Origin of the sequence: Aestuariivirga sp., assembly GCF_046093005.1 — a bacterium.
Taxonomy (GTDB): domain Bacteria; phylum Pseudomonadota; class Alphaproteobacteria; order Rhizobiales; family Aestuariivirgaceae; genus Aestuariivirga.
Genome location: NZ_JBJTER010000157.1, coordinates 22,014 through 36,976, shown reverse-complemented (window position 1 = coordinate 36,976; position 14,963 = coordinate 22,014). Strand labels below are relative to the sequence as shown.

The following is a 14,963-nucleotide window of genomic DNA, read 5'->3' as shown; positions in this document are numbered from 1 at the left end:
TCCGGCGAGGAAAGAGAACCGTGTACGAATCCACTTATATAGCGATGCTCGAAGATACCACCGAGCAAATCCGTGATAATGAGAGGCGCGCTTTTGACACCGCTATCAGCAAATTGCGGCTTGCCCAGCAGGCCGGGCGCGGCACCCGGGAATCGGTGGACGCTCTGCTGTTTGTCAACCGGCTATGGACGATCCTTCTCGAGGACCTCGCGGATCAGGGAAACGGGCTTCCGGATTCGCTCAAGGCTAGCCTCATATCTATCGGTATCTGGATGCTGCGCCGAGCAGAGGACATCCGCCAAGGGCGTGTCGACGATTTCTCGGCGCTGATCGAGGTTTCTGAGACCATACGGAAGGGATTGGGAAGGCCTGAGCATGTTCATTCATTTGAAGCGCGGTGAGAAACTCTACGTCAATGGCGCCGTCCTGAGGGTCGACCGCCGGACATCCCTTGAATTCCTGAACGACGTGACTTTCCTGCTGGAGAATCATGTCATGCAGGCGGAAGAGGCAACAACGCCAGTCAAGCAGCTCTACTTCGTTGTCCAGACAATGCTGATGGACCCCGCTAATGCCGGCATGACTGCGGAGCTTTACAAGCACCTCTCGTTCCGGGTTCAGCAAGACACTGGCGACGAAGCCGTCAAGAGCGCGATCGACATTGCGGACAAGAAGGTTTCCGACGGCCGCTACTTCGATGCTCTCAAGCATCTTAGAAGCTGTTTTTCACCCGCGAAACGGCCAGAAAACGCGAACACGCACGCCGAGGAGGCCGCCTGATGACAACCATAAGCTCAACCGCATCCCCGACGAACGTCGCCGCAGCTCCGCAAACGACCGCCGCCAAGACGGCTTTGGACTACGATGCTTTCCTCAAACTCTTCATTGCGCAAATGAAGAACCAGGATCCCATGAATCCCAACGATCCGTCTCAAACCCTGTCGCAACTTGCATCGTTCTCGAACGTCGAGCAATCGATAAGACTTAACGAAAAGCTCGATACGCTAGTGTCCTCCTCGAACGCAAGCTTAGCCTCTTCGCTGATCGGCAAGAGACTCACCAGCCTTGATGGATCCATCAGCGGCATTGCCGAAAGCATGGAGAACGCCGGTGGCCAAATCACCGCCGTTCTCGATAACGGCAAGCGGATTCCGCTGGCGGGCGGCTACAGGCTCGCCGGCGCATGAATGAAGCCGACGCACTAAAGCTGGTGCAGGACGCGATCTGGGCGGTGATCGTGGGGTCCGGCCCCGCCATCGCCGCAGCGACCACCGTCGGCGTCATAATTGCGTTCTTCCAGGCTTTGACGCAGGTGCAGGAAGCTACGCTCACCTTCGTGCCTAAGATCCTCGCTGTTTTTGCCGCTTTAATCCTGCTCGCGCCGGTCGCTGCCGCGCAGCTCATGAGCTTCACGGAACAAGTTTACGCTCATATCCAGACCGGATTTTGATTCTGCTCCAAACCGGAGCAAGCCTCGGCCCGCAGACTGAGCTGGTTGGAGAATTGTTCGAATGACGGACGTAACCCGCGGGGGTGCAATCGAATCAAAACCAGCCGCTGGCAACCGGGACATCGGATTTGCGCTTGGAATCATCGCGATTCTCATCGTTCTGTTCCTGCCGATCCCGCCGTTTTTGCTGGATATGGGCCTGGCGCTCTCAATCTCGCTTTCCGTTGTCATCTTGATGGTCGCGCTGTGGATACCGCGGCCACTTGACTTCTCGGCCTTTCCAACCGTTTTGCTGATCGCCACGATGCTGCGGCTGGCGCTTAACGTTGCGACCACCCGCCTGATACTCTCGCACGGGCATGAGGGCCCGACCGCCGCGGGGCACATGGTCGGCGGATTCTCGAAGCTGGTGATGAGCGGCGATTTCGTGATTGGCGTCATCGTGTTTCTGATCCTCATAACAATCAACTTCATGGTGATCACCAAGGGTGCTTCGCGGATCGCCGAGGTGGGCGCCCGCTTTACGCTGGACGCGATTCCCGGCAAGCAGATGGCGATCGACGCAGACCTTTCCGCAGGGCTTATCGACGACAAGGAGGCCCGGCGCAGACGCGCCGAGCTGGAGCAGGAAAGCGCATTCTTCGGCTCAATGGACGGCGCCTCGAAATTTGTCCGCGGGGACGCAATCGCTGGAATCATCATAACTGGCGTCAATATTTTTGGCGGCATCATCATCGGCGTCGCGCGCCATGGCATGAGTTTCTCTGAATCTGCCGACGTCTACACCAAGCTCTCCGTCGGTGACGGCCTGGTGACGCAGATCCCGGCGCTCATCGTTTCGCTGGCCGCCGGCCTTCTGGTCTCCAAGGGCGGCAATCGCGGCGCTGCCGAAGAGGCTATCTTCACCCAGCTCGGCGGCTATCCGCGCGCGCTCATCGTCGCCGCGATGCTCCTGACAATCCTGGCGCTGGTGCCCGGGCTGCCGTTTTTTCCCTTCGCAACTCTCGCGGCACTGGTGGCGGGAGGAGCCTTTATCGTTAACCGGCAGAACCGTAATACCCAGAAGGCGGCTGTTGAAAAACAACAGAAGGAAGAGGCCGCCAAACAAGACGAAGAGCGGAACTCGGTACGCGAACTGCTTCGAACGGCGGAGATCGAGCTGCGCCTTGGCCGTCAGATCTCAAGCGCCATGCTCATTTCGCATGGCGAGCTGGCCCACCGCGTCGCCAAGATGCGGCGGCGCTTTGCCCAGGAGTTCGGATTTGTCATTCCTGACATTAGGCTTAGCGATGATTTGCAGATCGCGCCCAAGAGCTATGCGATCCGGATTCACGGCACGACCGCGGCCAGCTTCGAACTGCGGCTCGGCGAAGTTCTGGTCATTCCCGGCAGCAAGCCCCGCCCCGATTTGCCCGGAGACGAGGTGCGCGAACCGGCTTTCGGCATGGAGGCGCTCTGGTATCCCGATGTCTTCGCGGCGGAACTGAGGGCCAATAGCCATATTCCGGTCGATCCAATGTCGGTGATGCTTACCCATCTTTCGGAGGTGATTCGCAGCAACCTCGGAAGCCTCATGTCATACAAGGACTTGCGCGCTCTGACCGACCGGCTGGAGCCTGAATACAAGCGGCTTCTCGACGAAACGTGCCCGTCCTTGCTGTCGTTCTCCGGTCTTCAGGCGATCCTCAAGCTGCTCCTGTCGGAGCGGGTCTCGGTGCGCAATCTGCATCTGATTCTCGAGGCGATTGCCGAGGTAGCACCGCATGTGCGGAAGCCTGAAGTGATCGTCGAGCATGTCAGGCAGCGGTTGGCGCAGCAGATCTGCGGCGATCTCGCCCAGGACGGCGTTGTCAAGATCGTGAGGCTGGGTAACCGCTGGGATATCTCCTTCATTCAGAGCCTCAAGCGCGACGGCAAGGGAGACGTGATCGAGTTCGATATCGATCCAAGGCTGATCGAGCAATTCGCGACCGACCTGACCAATTGCGTGAAGGGCTTCATCGAACGCGGCGAGCAATTCGCTCTCGTCACCGCTCCGGAAGCCCGGCCATATGTGAGAATGATCGTCGACCGTTTGTTCCCGGCGCTTCCCGTCTTGTCGCACATCGAGATATCGCGGAGCGTCAAACTGGACGTTCTGGCCTCCATGTCATGACCGCGCCGCTGACCGACGATATCTTCGTTCTGTTTTTGCTGTTCTGCCGCATCGGTGGCTGCGTGATGTTCGCGCCGGGCCTTTCCAGCCTCAGAATACCTGTTCAGATCAGGCTATTCGTCACCCTCGGCGTCACCGCGGCGATTTCACCTGTTCTGTTCCCGGAACTTTCTGAAGCGGTCCGGTCTGCGTCTTCCAATGAACGGGTCTTTATGATCTTCACGGAGACTCTGATTGGATCGGCCATTGGGCTGATGGCGCGTTTCTTCCTTATGGCGTTGCAGTTCGCCGCTACCGCGATTTCAAACTTCATTGGACTTGCCGGCATCCCTGGCCTGGCGCTTGAAGACGGAGATACCGGCTCGCCGCTCGCCACGCTTGTATCCTCCGCCGCCGTGGTGCTGATCATGACCATGGGCCTCCATATTGAGATGCTTAAGGGCGTAATCGAATCCTATAATGTTATTCCCATTAGGCAGCAGCTGCCGATCGAAGCGATTACTGCCAATCTGCTGAAAGCGGCCGCTGAGACCTGGCTTCTGGCGTTGCGGCTGTGTGGCCCATTCCTGCTCTATGGAGTCGTGGTCAACTTCGCGCTCGGCCTCGGCAACCGTTTTGCTCAGCAGATTTCCGTTTACCACGCGACTACTGGCGCGGTGATACTCGGTGGATTTCTGCTGTTTTATCTGATGTGGATTGATTGGATTCTGATTTTCCTCGGCGCCTACCAGGCGTGGGTGCGCTCGGGCGGATTTTGATGGCTGATCCAAAGCGCTTGATGCGGGTGGCGCGGGCTCAGGCCGCCCTGGCCGGCTCTCTTGAATTGAAGCTTCTCGAACAGGAGCGGAAGCTTGCTGCGCTGGAGGCGAACCGGGGCGAGCTCGATGCCTTGCTCGGCCGCCACTCAGCGATCGTGCTGTCGCTTCACGAGCCGGCGCTGCACCGTTTGGCGGGTATCGAAGCCGAAATAGCGGCCGTCAGGATCGTCAAGGCAGGGCTTCAGCGCGAGGTGCTGATGTCGCGCGGCAGGCAAAAGTCATTGGCGATGCGAGCCCTCGTGCTGGACAACGCGTTGGCAAGGCAGGCGGAACAAGCGCAGATTCAGGAGTCCGTGCAAGGGGAGCAGACAAAAGGTTCCGGCAAGCAAGATGTGATGGAATAGGCACAAGCATAGGAACTGAACATGGCGGTCACGCTTCCTTCCGATCTTATCGTCGATGTCTTACGCAATGCTGATCCAGCCCGGCAACGGGCCGCCCTTGCCAAGCTGGAAGGACTCTCGGAATCCCCAGAGCCGGTTTTCGCAGGTGTCTTGAACAACACTGGAACTGTCGCAGCGAGCCTCGATGAGCTCGCGCCGCAGTCAGGGCCTTTGGCTTCGGTAAGCCCCTCTCAGCAAATGGGCAATGCCGCACTCGCTTACCAGGGCTTCGAGCGCATGGTGCTGCGCAACATGTTCGAGACGCTGTTGCCCAACGAGGATTCCGGCGCCTTTGGCGAGGGTCCGTCATCCGGCGTATGGCGCTCGCTGGCGGCTGATCAGCTCGCCGGCGTTTATGCCAACGCGGGCGGCATAGGAATTGCCAATACGCTGGCATCCGCTCAGCGAGATGAGGCACCTGTACAGCAAGCCCAATGGCCCTACTTCTCGCTCAGCAAGATCAACTCCTTTTCTGGCTGATCGAGTGACATGATATCGCCCGCGCTTTCACAAAAATCTGCGCTTACCCACGCGCTCACCAAACTCATTGAAGTGCTCGACGAAGAGAACAGAGTGCTTCAGGAGCACCGGGTGGGTCTCCACGCAGGCTTTACCGACCGTAAGAACCAGGCGCTGCGCGAACTTATGGCGGCGTTGCGCTTCGAGAGCCTCCCGAGCGCTATCGACGCCGTGAAACCACTGGTCCAAAAGCTTTCGGCGACACTCCAGGACAATGCGCGGCTGCTCAAACTGCATATTGCGGCATTGGGCGAAGTGAGCGACATCATTATTGGAAGCCTCAAAGAGGCGGAGTCGGACGGCACCTATTCCCGGATCTTTGCCAGCCGCAGATCGTAGATCGTTATGCTGAAACTGGTTGGGATCGGTATCTGGGTCATCCTCGTGACCGCCAGCGCGACTTTCGCATCGGTTTTCCTGAGTTCCGGTCAAGACAGCACGAATCAGGAAGTAACCGACCTGGGCGTCGAACAGATATCGACTGACATGATCAGCATCCCCGTCATCAGGGAGGGCGATGTGACGGGTTATCTGGTCATGCAACTTTCCTTCGCAGCTGACAAGGCAACGCTCGAGGAAAAGAAGACTGATCCGGTGCCGTTTCTCAAGGATGCCGCCTTCCGCACAATCTTCGTGGATGCCAACCTGGACGTCCGCCGCCTGAAAAAGAAGGACCTCGACGCGCTGACTGCGGCCATCATCCAGGAAGCCAATGAGCGGTTGGGGAATGAGCTCGTTCGCGATGTCCTGTTTGAACAGATCAGCTATGTGAAGAAAGAAGATATTCGCAACAACGCGGCCATCAACAACGAAAATGGCGGCAACTGAGCCCTTTCCGTCCGAGGCCGCGAAGGCCATTCGAGACATCAGCCAAAGCGGGATCCGCCGGGTGGCTGGCGACGACCGCGAAGATGAACTGATGCGGCTCGCCAATGACCCCTTGATGATCAGGAATTTCCTGATCCGTCAGGAAACCGATGGCTCAAAACCGCCGGAGCTGCGCGGCGGTCTTTCAGCTGATGCGGCGCTTCATCTGCAGCAACATGAAGACAGGCGGCGGACCAGTGGCGTCAAGATCATGTATGCGCAACGGGAACGGAAGATTGATCCTTCGCTCGTGCCGGAAGCATTCGCTCCCTCGCTTGAGGATCGAGAACAGGCCATCACCAGCCTTTATCCGGTGCTGCCCAGAACACTGCGTATCGCCATCATTCCGGCATTAGCTGCGCTTATGGGGTTTCTACTGGTTCTTACGCTTCTCCTCGTGACTTTCTGATTCCTGGCACGGAACTTGCTCGTCTCTGGTAAACGGGGTCAGAGTTATGCAAGAGCGGCTATTTGAACGGATCAGAGGGCTTCCACGGAATGAACTGGAAACATTCGCCATCCGGGCTGCTGCGTATATCCGCAGCCAGCATGAAGAGACTGATTCGGGCCGGTTTTTCCTTGCAATTCTGGCGGGCTTCCTGCTGGGCGCGCTGGTCGCGTCTTCAGGTTTCCTGCTCGGCGCGGGTTTTGGCTGAGGCCGGTTGTTCTGGAATGACATGGCCAACAAAGGGCAGTTCGCGGAACTGGTGTGCCATATCCATACCATAACCGACGACGAATTTATCCGGACAGACGAAACCCTGAAAGTCCGCCACAATGTTGGCCGCAAGGTGACCCGGCTTGTCGAGCAGTACGGCCGTCAGGGTCGTCCTGGATCCGCGTGCCGAGATCAGGTCCTTGGCAAAAGCCAGGGTTCGTCCGGATTCCAGTATGTCGTCTATTAGCAGCACGTCGCGGCCACGAACATCCGTCTCGATATCCCGTAGCACCGTAACCTGCCCGGACGACTTGGTCGACTTCCGGTAGCTGGACAGGATCATGAAATCCACTTCTGGCGACAGGCCAGCATGGTGCATGGCGCGGATGAGGTCCGCCGCGAACACAAAACTGCCCTTAAGTATCGGAACTACAACCAGATTGACCGGCTGGCGCGCAGCGATATCGCGCGCAATGGCGTTGACCCGGGCAGCGATGTCTTCAGCCGGAAAAAGGACGCCAATGCGATGACCGTCGATGTCAAGAACACTCATGAGGCGGTATTTGAGCCGATTTTGCCGGTCCGGGCAAATCGATTTTGAGCGGCCAACCGCCGACGCTCGAAATCTGCAACAGGGTTAATAGCTCGTTAAAAGTCGGATGGTTAAACGAAACGGAAAGAAGGGAACAAGAAACGGTGCTGCGGCTGGAGAACGTCGGGCTGAGATATGGCGACGGCCCGGAAATCCTGAGGGACGTGAGTTTCTCGGTCCGGCCGGGCGACTTCTATTTCTTAACTGGACCGTCAGGGGCCGGCAAGTCCTCGCTTCTAAAACTGCTGTTTCTGGCGCTGCGGCCAACGCGTGGCAACCTCCATATCTTTGGCGAGAATGTCGGTGACCTCAGCCACAATAAGCTGCCGCCGATCCGCCGCCGTATCGGTGTTGTGTTTCAGGAATTCCGGCTTCTCGATCACCTGTCGACCTATGACAACGTCGCTCTGCCGTTGCGGATCGCCGGCAAGTCTGAGTCTTCTTACCGGCGCGACGTGATGGATTTGCTGGATTGGGTGGGGCTTTCTCAAAAATCCACATCTCTCCCACCGGTGCTCTCGGGTGGCGAGAAGCAGCGGGCGGCAATTGCCCGCGCGGTGATCGGCAAGCCGCAGCTGCTGCTGGCCGACGAGCCCACCGGCAACGTCGACCCGGTTCTGGCCAAGCGGCTTCTGCATCTGTTTCTCGAACTCAACAGGCTCGGTACGACGATGTTGATCGCCACGCATGACAAGAGCCTGATTCGGCAGGCCGAGCGGCCCGTGCTGCATCTGGAGGAGGGCGCTCTCACGCTGCAATGAAGCCGGGCTCCATCATTCCGTCCTCCGCGGCGTCACTGACATCGCTCACCGTCACCCTGGCGGTGATGAGCTATCTCGCGTGCCTTGCCATCGGCGCGCTGATACTGGTCGACCGCGCGGTAGCCAACTGGACGAGTGGATTGACCCGCGAGATGACCGTTCAAGTGCGGATGGTGAGGGATGCCGATATCCGGCAGGAACTGGCAAAGGCGCGTGACATCGTATCTGGCTTTCCGGGTGTGGTTCAGGTGGAGGTGCTTGATGAAGACGCCAGCGCGCGCCTCTTGGAGCCTTGGCTTGGCAAGAGATCGCTTGAGGGGCTTCCGCTGCCCCGGCTTATCAGGGTGCTGGCCGATCCAGACAATCCACCCGATACTCAGACACTCGAAAACGCGCTGTCCAAGGTCAAGGGCGCAAGGCTCGATACCCACCGCAAATGGGAAGCCGAACTGACGCGCATGGCGCGGGCGCTGTCGGTGCTTTCCTATGCTGTGCTCGGGCTGATATCCATCTCAGCGATCGCCATCGTGGTTTTTGCCACCCGCGCCGTTCTTCAGGCCAACCGTCATATCGTCGATCTTTTGCATCTGGTTGGCGCCCGCGACTCTTATATCGCCCGGCAGATCGATGGCCGCTTCCTGCGCACTGGCATGCTGTCAGGCCTGATTGGCGTAGGTCTGGGGCTTCTGACATTCCTGCTGCTTGGCCTGTTCGGCGGCGGCGGTGATTCCGGCATGGCCGCGGCGAGCCGCGGCCTGTTGTTTTCCGCACCCAGGATCGCAGTCTGGAGCTATGGTTTTCTGCTGACCGTGCCGGTCGCGGCTACGCTGATCTGCCTCGTCACCGCGCGCGTTACCCTGATGCGGCGGCTGGGAGTGATCACATGATCGTCCTCAGATCAGCCCTTTTCAACATCGTCTTCTACGTCAATCTGATCGTGTTCATGGTGTTCGGTGCGGTGTTCTTTCTCACGCCGCGGCGGTGGTCTGTCCGCGCGCTGAGGGTGTGGGCGAATTCCTCGCTGTTCTGGCTCAGGATTGTGGCCGGCATCAAGATGGAAGTGCGCGGCGCGGAGAATATTCCAACTGGCGCCTGTCTTGTCGCGGGCAAGCACCAATCTCTCTGGGAAACCTTCGCAATCCTGCCCTTGCTGGACGATCCGGCGATGGTTCTGAAGAAAGAGCTTTCCTACATCCCGCTCTTCGGCTGGTACATTCTCAAATTCCGGATGATACCTGTGGAGAGATCGGCCGGAGCGCAGGCCTTGCGCTCTCTGACCAAGGCGGCGGCCTGGGCAATTGACGACGAGCGCCAGGTGGTGATCATGCCGGAGGGAACCCGTCGCGCACCAGGGGATGCGCCGGACTACAAGCCGGGTGCGGCAGCCATATACCGGAAGTTGTCGGTTCCCTGCGTTCCTTTCGCCCTCAATTCGGGCCTCTACTGGCCGCGCCGCAGTTTCCTCCGGTATCCGGGAACGATTGTAGTCTCGTTTCTTCCGCCGATTCAGCCCGGACTTGACCGCAGAATTTTTCAATCCAAGCTTGAATCCGCTATCGAAACCGAAACCGAGCGACTGGTTGCCGAAGGCTGGACGGAAGTCGATAGGTACAAATAGTGAACAAATACTCGACTCGCTGACCGATGGCGGCTAAACTGTCTCAAAAGAGGAGTTTGCAGATGACCAGCGGCCGCTTTCCCCTCGATCCCATTTCCCGGGAAATCTGGGCGATGAAGTATCGTTACCATGACCCCGATGAAGACATTGAGGAAGCGTCGATCGAAGATACGTGGGGCAGGGTAGCGCTTGCCGTCGCGTCAGCTGAACGGCCCGAGGATCGCGCCTTCCGGGCTTCCGAGTTCTATCGCATCCTCGAGGACTACCGTTTCCTGCCGGCCGGCCGCATCCTCGCCGGGGCTGGCACCAACCGCCAGGTCACGCTGTTCAATTGTTTTGTAATGGGCACGATCCCGGATTCGCTCGATGGCATCTTCACGCAGCTCAAAGAAGCAGCACTTACAATGCAGCAGGGCGGCGGTATTGGCCTTGATTTCACGACGATCCGTCCGAAGGGAGCTGCAGTCAAGGGCATCGGTGCCGATGCCTCCGGTCCCCTCAGCTTTATGGATGTGTGGGACGCCATGTGTAAGACCATCATGTCGGCCGGTGCCCGCCGCGGCGCAATGATGGGCGTGATGCGCTGCGATCATCCGGATATTGAGGCTTTTATCAAGGTCAAACAGCACTCCCGCCGGCTGCGTAACTTCAACCTTTCGGTGCTTGTCACCGACGCTTTCATGGCGGCGGTGAAGGAGCGCAAGGATTGGCCGCTGGTGTTTGACGGAAAAATCTACAGAGCCGTGAATGCGGCGCAGCTGTGGGACCAGATCATGCGGGCGACATATGATTTTGCCGAGCCCGGCGTGATTTTCATCGACCGAATCAACGCCACGAACAATCTCGCCTATTGCGAAACCATCAGCGCCACCAACCCCTGCGGCGAGCAGCCCTTGCCGCCTTATGGCGCTTGCCTTCTTGGCTCGCTGAACCTCACCCGCTTTGTCACAACCCCTTTCGAGCGGTATTCAGGCTTCGATTTCGCGGCGCTCAGGCAGACGGCGGCAACCGCCGTCCGGTTTCTCGACAATGTGATCGACATCTCGAACTATCCGCTGCCTGCGCAGCGCGAGGAGGCGCACAGCAAGCGCCGGATCGGTCTCGGCGTCACCGGGCTGGCGGATGCGCTGGCAATGTGCGGGCTTGTCTACGGCACCCGCGAAGCCGCCGAAACCGCCCGCAACTGGATGGGCAACATCGCTTTTGCCGCCTATGAATCGAGCGTCGCGCTGGCCCGCGAGCGGGGTCCGTTTCCGCTGTTCGATGCAGAGAAATTCGCCGTCAATGGCGGCGCGTCACAGCCCAGTGAAGAACTGAGGAGTTCGATCGCCAGTTATGGCATCCGGAACGGACTTCTCACCTCGATCGCGCCTACGGGCACGATCTCGTTGCTGGCAGGAAACGTCTCAAGCGGCATCGAACCGATTTTCAGCATCCGCCAGCAGCGCAAGGTACTGCAGCCCGATGGTTCGCACCGCATCGAAACAGTTACCGACTATGCGGCCTCGCTTTACTGGCAGTTGCACGGTCCGGACGCGCCCTTGCCGCCCGCCTTCGTCACCACCGATCAGTTGGATCCATCCGCACATATCCTGATGCAGGCGGTGATGCAGACGCACGTCGACAGCGCGATTTCCAAGACGATCAATATCCCCGTCGATTTTCCGTTCGAGGACTTCAAGACGATCTACGAAGACGCCTACGACATCGGGCTGAAAGGCTGCACCACATTCCGGCCGAACCCGGTCACCGGCTCGGTCCTGTCGGTGCCTGAGGCCGAAGGAATGATTCCGGCCGCCGAAGAAGGCCGTAAGCCGATGTCCCGTGAAGACGTCTTGCCTGGCATGACCTACAAGCTCAATTGGCCCGAGACTGACCACGCGATCTACATTACCATCAACGATATCCTGATTGACGATGTCAGACGGCCGTTCGAGATCTTCATCAACTCCAAGAACATGGAGCATTACGCCTGGACGGTGGCATTGACCCGCATGATTTCCGCGGTGTTCCGGCGCGGCGGCGATGTCTCCTTTGTGGTCGAGGAGTTGAAGGCGGTTTTCGATCCGCGCGGCGGGCAGTGGATGGGCGGACACTATGTGCCGAGCCTGCTGGCGGCGATCGGCGGGGTGATCGAACGGCATATGATCGACACCGGATTTCTGTCACCCGCGCAGGCCGCCACTCTCATGAAAGCCGAGAGCGGCAGCAGTGCCACGGTTTGCCCGCGCTGCGGCAGTGGCGCGCTCAGCTTCCAGGAGGGTTGTGCAACCTGCCTCTCCTGTGGCTATTCAAAATGCAGTTGAAACAGCTTGACAGCGAGATGTGATGTTCTATATTTGTTCTCATGCTGCACGGTTACTCCCTTTCCAGCTCTCTGCCTCAGGACATCGGTCTCGCTGAGCGTTTCTGGTATTGGCGGGGCGCTTCCGGCCAGGCCTTTATCCATTCGATCTATTCCCGCGAACTCTGCCCACCGGTGCCCGGCGCCGTTTTTGTGATCGTGCATCGGCACGGCAATGTCCGGCATGCCATCTGTGCCGGACGGATTGGCGTCGACGGAAAAATCCCTGATATGGCGCCGCCATCGGCAGGCGAGGAAGAAATCCACCTTCATCTTCTGGCGCGCGATACCAAGGCGGCCATCGAGATATTGCGTGACATCGAAGAAGCGATGGCTGGACCGGGACGGCAGGCGCCCGAACGAAAGGGCAGCGCAAAACCGGTTCAGCTTGAATTGCTGCTGGCGGCCTGACTGCCGAGCCGCAGTGCCAGGCGCTCCAGCGCCGGGTCATGGATTCGCATCTCGCGCAAATGGCTAAGTGTGTTCATGACATAGTCGATGCAGTGACCCGACACGCCCTGGCCACGACGCACCAGACGCAGGATCTCTTCGTCCTCCAGCACACCGGCATATTGCCGGTGTGCCCTGTCGACCAGAAAGGTTACCGCCCGCACCACACGGCCGCTGGCCAGAAGCCGCACCGTCTTGTGACGCTCGAGATAGACTGACGTGGCCTGCTCACGAGACCGCAAATAGCCGATCGTCGCCGGCCAATCCTCTGGCGCAACCTGAAAGGCCATGCCGTGGCATGAGCCGCCACGGTCAAGGCCCAACACCAGCCCGGGCGCCTCGGGTGTTCCGCGGTGAACATGCGAATAGACGCATAGGCTGCGGTGATAGCCGTGCAGACGGGCCGCTTCGCTTACCAGATAGGCGAAGCCCGGCCGCCACATCAGCGAACCATAGCCAAAGACCCAGAACTGATCCATTGTGATGGCCTGACTAACGCAAAAGACGAGCAAAGAGCAAATGCCGAATGCCAGCCCCCGCCCATGGCGGATGTTCCTGCCTCTGGGAATCGTCCTGGTTCTTGCCGCGGTCTGGACCATCTACTGGTTCGTGGCATCGGGTATTGCAAGAGACCGGTTTCAGGACATGCGCGAGCGCTTTGCCGCGAAGGGGCTGACACTTGTCTGCGCAAAAGAAAGCTGGGGCGGGTTTCCATTCCATTTTGAGCTTACCTGCACATCGCCCGTCATCATGCTGGCGGGCAAGGCGGAGGCTCGCTCGGAAAATCTCCTGCTTGTTGCGCTCGCCTATGCGCCCCGGCAGGTCGTGGCGCTGCTCGACGGCCCAACCACAATCTCAACCAGTACCCTGAAACCCATGACCGCCAAGCATGAACGTGCGGTTGCCGCAATCACCTTCGATGGCGGCGCCGAGCCCAAGGTGTCGGCGGAGTTTCCGGCGATTGTGATTGACGGCTTCGGAACGGCAGGGATGCTGCGGCTGCACAGCCGCCCGGCCGCGGTCAATGGAACCGATATTGCCGTCTCAGTCAGCAAGCTGAACTATCAGCCTCCCGGCAAGCCACCTCTGGCCGTTGAAGAGGCAAATTTGCTCGGCACCGCCCCGGATGATGACAGCCTGAAGATCGACCAGATCGAGGTGCTGCAAGGCCAGCTCCGTTGTTCTGGATCGGGCTCAGTGAGCCTCGATGAACAGCGCCGGCTGGCCGGGAAGATCGATGCGGAAACCAACGACATCGATGCGCTGCTTGCCCTGTTGGCGCCGCAACTTCGCCTGTCCGAAACTCAGACGAACAACCTGCGCACCATGCTTGGCTTGCTGGGGAGCGAGACCAAGGCATCGGTCATCGCCAAGGACGGCGCGCTCTATCTGGGGCCATTCAAGATCACCGATCTCCCGCCGGTTTATTGAGCCCCGTATTCGGCTGGCCGCGTCCGAAATCTGGCGCGGCGGTATCCTGGCCCGCCGCGATAATGCCGCGGCGGATCTGGCGCGAGCGGTTGAAGATATTGAACAGCGTTTCGCCATCGCCCCAACGGATCGCCCGCTGCAGAGCGGACAGGTCTTCCGAGAAACGCCCAAGCATTTCCAGCACCGCCTCCTTGTTGTTCAGGAAGACGTCGCGCCACATGGTGGGGTCGGAAGCGGCGATGCGGGTGAAATCGCGGAAGCCACCGGCCGAGTATTTGATAACTTCCGACGAGGTCACCTCCTCGAGATCGGCCGCCGTGGACACGATGTTGTAGGCGATGAGATGTGGAAGATGACTGGTGATGGCGAGCACGAGATCATGATGCTCAGGCGTCATGGTATCGACATTGGAGCCGCAGGCCCGCCAGAAGGCGGCAAGCCGTTCCACTGCCGCCGGTTCGGCATCGGCCAGTGGCGTGAGAATGCACCAGCGATTGGCGAAGAGTCCGGGAAAACCCGCTTCAGGGCCAGACTGTTCCGTCCCGGCAATCGGATGCCCCGGAATGAAATGTACACCCGCCGGAACATGCGGCGCGACATCGCGCACTACTGCGCCTTTGACTGATCCAACATCGCTCAGGATTGCTCCCGGCCTCAGGGCGGCGGCAATTTCCCTGGCGAGATCACCATACGTGCCGACCGGAGAACACAGCATCACCAGGTCAGCGCCAGAAACTGCTTCAGCGGCCGTCGGGTAGACTCTGTCGACCAGCCCCAACTCATGCGCTTTGCTGCGAGTCGCCTCGCTTCTGGCGTAGCCGGTGATCTCCGCCGCAAGCCTCAGGCGGCGCACGTCATGGGCGATCGAGGATCCAATCAGCCCGATGCCGATCAGCGCAATGCGCTCAAACATCATG

At 59.3% G+C, this 14,963-nt stretch carries 21 protein-coding genes; 18 read left to right on the top strand and 3 right to left on the bottom strand.

What is annotated here, in order from left to right; genetic code table 11:
* Nucleotides 1-20 precede the first annotated feature (20 nt).
* From flaF to ACKOED_RS13230, 12 genes are all read left to right on the top strand, one after another.
* Nucleotides 21-401 carry a flagellar biosynthesis regulator FlaF gene (flaF, locus tag ACKOED_RS13285; protein ID WP_408917075.1) on the top strand — a complete coding sequence of 127 codons (381 nt, stop codon included), beginning with the start codon at nucleotides 21-23 and terminating at the stop codon, nucleotides 399-401.
* A complete protein-coding gene (flbT, locus tag ACKOED_RS13280) occupies nucleotides 376-780 on the top strand; it encodes a flagellar biosynthesis repressor FlbT (protein ID WP_408917074.1) in 405 nt (134 codons plus the stop codon). Before flaF ends, flbT begins: the two co-directional genes overlap by 26 nt.
* On the top strand, nucleotides 780-1,187 hold the full coding sequence (locus ACKOED_RS13275) for a flagellar hook capping FlgD N-terminal domain-containing protein (RefSeq protein WP_408917073.1): 408 nt from the start codon (nucleotides 780-782) through the stop codon (nucleotides 1,185-1,187). The genes flbT and ACKOED_RS13275 overlap by 1 nt, the downstream gene beginning before the upstream one ends.
* Nucleotides 1,184-1,450, top strand: coding sequence for a flagellar biosynthetic protein FliQ (locus ACKOED_RS13270; protein WP_408917072.1), 267 nt, complete (start codon nucleotides 1,184-1,186; stop codon nucleotides 1,448-1,450). Before ACKOED_RS13275 ends, ACKOED_RS13270 begins: the two co-directional genes overlap by 4 nt.
* A gap of 61 nt (nucleotides 1,451-1,511) precedes the next feature.
* The gene (gene flhA, locus ACKOED_RS13265) at nucleotides 1,512-3,605 is read left to right on the top strand and encodes a flagellar biosynthesis protein FlhA (RefSeq protein ID WP_408917071.1); all 2,094 of its coding nucleotides are present in this window, start codon (nucleotides 1,512-1,514) and stop codon (nucleotides 3,603-3,605) included.
* Nucleotides 3,602-4,363 (top strand): flagellar biosynthetic protein FliR, encoded by a 762-nt coding sequence (locus tag ACKOED_RS13260; protein ID WP_408917070.1) that lies wholly within the window; start codon nucleotides 3,602-3,604, stop codon nucleotides 4,361-4,363. The genes flhA and ACKOED_RS13260 overlap by 4 nt, the downstream gene beginning before the upstream one ends.
* A complete protein-coding gene (locus ACKOED_RS13255) occupies nucleotides 4,363-4,767 on the top strand; it encodes a hypothetical protein (RefSeq protein WP_408917069.1) in 405 nt (134 codons plus the stop codon). The genes ACKOED_RS13260 and ACKOED_RS13255 overlap by 1 nt, the downstream gene beginning before the upstream one ends.
* A 21-nt stretch (nucleotides 4,768-4,788) precedes the next feature.
* Nucleotides 4,789-5,286: a rod-binding protein gene (locus tag ACKOED_RS13250; protein ID WP_408917068.1), complete on the top strand. Its 498-nt coding sequence runs from the start codon at nucleotides 4,789-4,791 to the stop codon at nucleotides 5,284-5,286.
* 9 nt (nucleotides 5,287-5,295) lie between these two features.
* A complete protein-coding gene (locus ACKOED_RS13245; protein ID WP_408917067.1) occupies nucleotides 5,296-5,664 on the top strand; it encodes a hypothetical protein in 369 nt (122 codons plus the stop codon).
* Between the two features lie 6 nt (nucleotides 5,665-5,670).
* Nucleotides 5,671-6,153, top strand: a complete 483-nt coding sequence (locus ACKOED_RS13240) for a hypothetical protein (protein WP_408917066.1) — start codon at nucleotides 5,671-5,673, stop codon at nucleotides 6,151-6,153.
* The gene (locus ACKOED_RS13235) at nucleotides 6,140-6,601 is read left to right on the top strand and encodes a hypothetical protein (protein ID WP_408917065.1); all 462 of its coding nucleotides are present in this window, start codon (nucleotides 6,140-6,142) and stop codon (nucleotides 6,599-6,601) included. The genes ACKOED_RS13240 and ACKOED_RS13235 overlap by 14 nt, the downstream gene beginning before the upstream one ends.
* A gap of 46 nt (nucleotides 6,602-6,647) precedes the next feature.
* Nucleotides 6,648-6,848, top strand: coding sequence for a hypothetical protein (locus ACKOED_RS13230; protein ID WP_408917064.1), 201 nt, complete (start codon nucleotides 6,648-6,650; stop codon nucleotides 6,846-6,848).
* On the opposite strand, the gene hpt is transcribed toward ACKOED_RS13230, so the two are convergent.
* A complete protein-coding gene (gene hpt / locus ACKOED_RS13225; protein WP_408917063.1) occupies nucleotides 6,816-7,403 on the bottom strand; it encodes a hypoxanthine phosphoribosyltransferase in 588 nt (195 codons plus the stop codon). The genes ACKOED_RS13230 and hpt overlap by 33 nt on opposite strands.
* 143 nt (nucleotides 7,404-7,546) lie before the next feature.
* Here hpt and ftsE point away from each other — a divergent pair, with 143 nt between their 5' ends.
* The 5 genes from ftsE to ACKOED_RS13200 all read left to right on the top strand — a co-directional run bounded on the left by ftsE (nucleotide 7,547) and on the right by ACKOED_RS13200 (nucleotide 12,576).
* Nucleotides 7,547-8,203 (top strand): cell division ATP-binding protein FtsE, encoded by a 657-nt coding sequence (gene ftsE / locus ACKOED_RS13220; protein WP_408917118.1) that lies wholly within the window; start codon nucleotides 7,547-7,549, stop codon nucleotides 8,201-8,203.
* Nucleotides 8,200-9,090, top strand: coding sequence for a cell division protein FtsX (locus ACKOED_RS13215; protein WP_408917062.1), 891 nt, complete (start codon nucleotides 8,200-8,202; stop codon nucleotides 9,088-9,090). Before ftsE ends, ACKOED_RS13215 begins: the two co-directional genes overlap by 4 nt.
* Complete coding sequence (locus ACKOED_RS13210; RefSeq protein WP_408917061.1) at nucleotides 9,087-9,821, top strand: lysophospholipid acyltransferase family protein; 735 nt, start codon at nucleotides 9,087-9,089, stop codon at nucleotides 9,819-9,821. Before ACKOED_RS13215 ends, ACKOED_RS13210 begins: the two co-directional genes overlap by 4 nt.
* 62 nt (nucleotides 9,822-9,883) lie before the next feature.
* Nucleotides 9,884-12,127 carry an adenosylcobalamin-dependent ribonucleoside-diphosphate reductase gene (locus ACKOED_RS13205; RefSeq protein WP_408917060.1) on the top strand — a complete coding sequence of 748 codons (2,244 nt, stop codon included), beginning with the start codon at nucleotides 9,884-9,886 and terminating at the stop codon, nucleotides 12,125-12,127.
* 41 nt (nucleotides 12,128-12,168) lie between these two features.
* On the top strand, nucleotides 12,169-12,576 hold the full coding sequence (locus ACKOED_RS13200) for a hypothetical protein (RefSeq protein ID WP_408917059.1): 408 nt from the start codon (nucleotides 12,169-12,171) through the stop codon (nucleotides 12,574-12,576).
* On the opposite strand, the gene ACKOED_RS13195 is transcribed toward ACKOED_RS13200, so the two are convergent.
* The gene (locus tag ACKOED_RS13195; RefSeq protein ID WP_408917058.1) at nucleotides 12,549-13,094 is read right to left on the bottom strand and encodes a gamma-glutamylcyclotransferase; all 546 of its coding nucleotides are present in this window, start codon (nucleotides 13,092-13,094) and stop codon (nucleotides 12,549-12,551) included. The genes ACKOED_RS13200 and ACKOED_RS13195 overlap by 28 nt on opposite strands.
* Nucleotides 13,095-13,134: 40 nt before the next feature.
* Here ACKOED_RS13195 and ACKOED_RS13190 point away from each other — a divergent pair, with 40 nt between their 5' ends.
* Entirely contained in the window at nucleotides 13,135-14,046 is a 912-nt protein-coding gene (locus tag ACKOED_RS13190; protein ID WP_408917057.1) for a DUF2125 domain-containing protein, read from the top strand.
* Here the strand turns inward: ACKOED_RS13190 and ACKOED_RS13185 are convergent.
* Nucleotides 14,021-14,959: a prephenate/arogenate dehydrogenase family protein gene (locus tag ACKOED_RS13185; protein ID WP_408917117.1), complete on the bottom strand. Its 939-nt coding sequence runs from the start codon at nucleotides 14,957-14,959 to the stop codon at nucleotides 14,021-14,023. The two genes, ACKOED_RS13190 and ACKOED_RS13185, sit on opposite strands and share 26 nt — an antisense overlap.
* Between the last annotated feature and the right edge of the window lie 4 nt (nucleotides 14,960-14,963).

Bases quoted from the DNA above. Each gene is read 5' to 3' on its own strand.
- ACKOED_RS13200 (WP_408917059.1), top strand. From the start codon at position 12,169: ATGCTGCACGGTTACTCCCTTTCCAGCTCTCTGCCTCAGGACATCGGT.
- ACKOED_RS13195 (WP_408917058.1), bottom strand. From the start codon at position 13,094: ATGGATCAGTTCTGGGTCTTTGGCTATGGTTCGCTGATGTGGCGGCCG.
- ACKOED_RS13275 (WP_408917073.1), top strand. From the start codon at position 780: ATGACAACCATAAGCTCAACCGCATCCCCGACGAACGTCGCCGCAGCT.
- ACKOED_RS13235 (WP_408917065.1), top strand. From the start codon at position 6,140: ATGGCGGCAACTGAGCCCTTTCCGTCCGAGGCCGCGAAGGCCATTCGA.
- ACKOED_RS13270 (WP_408917072.1), top strand. From the start codon at position 1,184: ATGAATGAAGCCGACGCACTAAAGCTGGTGCAGGACGCGATCTGGGCG.
- ACKOED_RS13230 (WP_408917064.1), top strand. From the start codon at position 6,648: ATGCAAGAGCGGCTATTTGAACGGATCAGAGGGCTTCCACGGAATGAA.
- ACKOED_RS13215 (WP_408917062.1), top strand. From the start codon at position 8,200: ATGAAGCCGGGCTCCATCATTCCGTCCTCCGCGGCGTCACTGACATCG.
- ACKOED_RS13250 (WP_408917068.1), top strand. From the start codon at position 4,789: ATGGCGGTCACGCTTCCTTCCGATCTTATCGTCGATGTCTTACGCAAT.
- ACKOED_RS13205 (WP_408917060.1), top strand. From the start codon at position 9,884: ATGACCAGCGGCCGCTTTCCCCTCGATCCCATTTCCCGGGAAATCTGG.
- ACKOED_RS13245 (WP_408917067.1), top strand. From the start codon at position 5,296: ATGATATCGCCCGCGCTTTCACAAAAATCTGCGCTTACCCACGCGCTC.
- ACKOED_RS13185 (WP_408917117.1), bottom strand. From the start codon at position 14,959: ATGTTTGAGCGCATTGCGCTGATCGGCATCGGGCTGATTGGATCCTCG.
- ACKOED_RS13255 (WP_408917069.1), top strand. From the start codon at position 4,363: ATGGCTGATCCAAAGCGCTTGATGCGGGTGGCGCGGGCTCAGGCCGCC.
- ACKOED_RS13240 (WP_408917066.1), top strand. From the start codon at position 5,671: ATGCTGAAACTGGTTGGGATCGGTATCTGGGTCATCCTCGTGACCGCC.
- ACKOED_RS13210 (WP_408917061.1), top strand. From the start codon at position 9,087: ATGATCGTCCTCAGATCAGCCCTTTTCAACATCGTCTTCTACGTCAAT.
- hpt (WP_408917063.1), bottom strand. From the start codon at position 7,403: ATGAGTGTTCTTGACATCGACGGTCATCGCATTGGCGTCCTTTTTCCG.
- ACKOED_RS13190 (WP_408917057.1), top strand. From the start codon at position 13,135: ATGCCGAATGCCAGCCCCCGCCCATGGCGGATGTTCCTGCCTCTGGGA.
- ACKOED_RS13260 (WP_408917070.1), top strand. From the start codon at position 3,602: ATGACCGCGCCGCTGACCGACGATATCTTCGTTCTGTTTTTGCTGTTC.
- flhA (WP_408917071.1), top strand. From the start codon at position 1,512: ATGACGGACGTAACCCGCGGGGGTGCAATCGAATCAAAACCAGCCGCT.
- flbT (WP_408917074.1), top strand. From the start codon at position 376: ATGTTCATTCATTTGAAGCGCGGTGAGAAACTCTACGTCAATGGCGCC.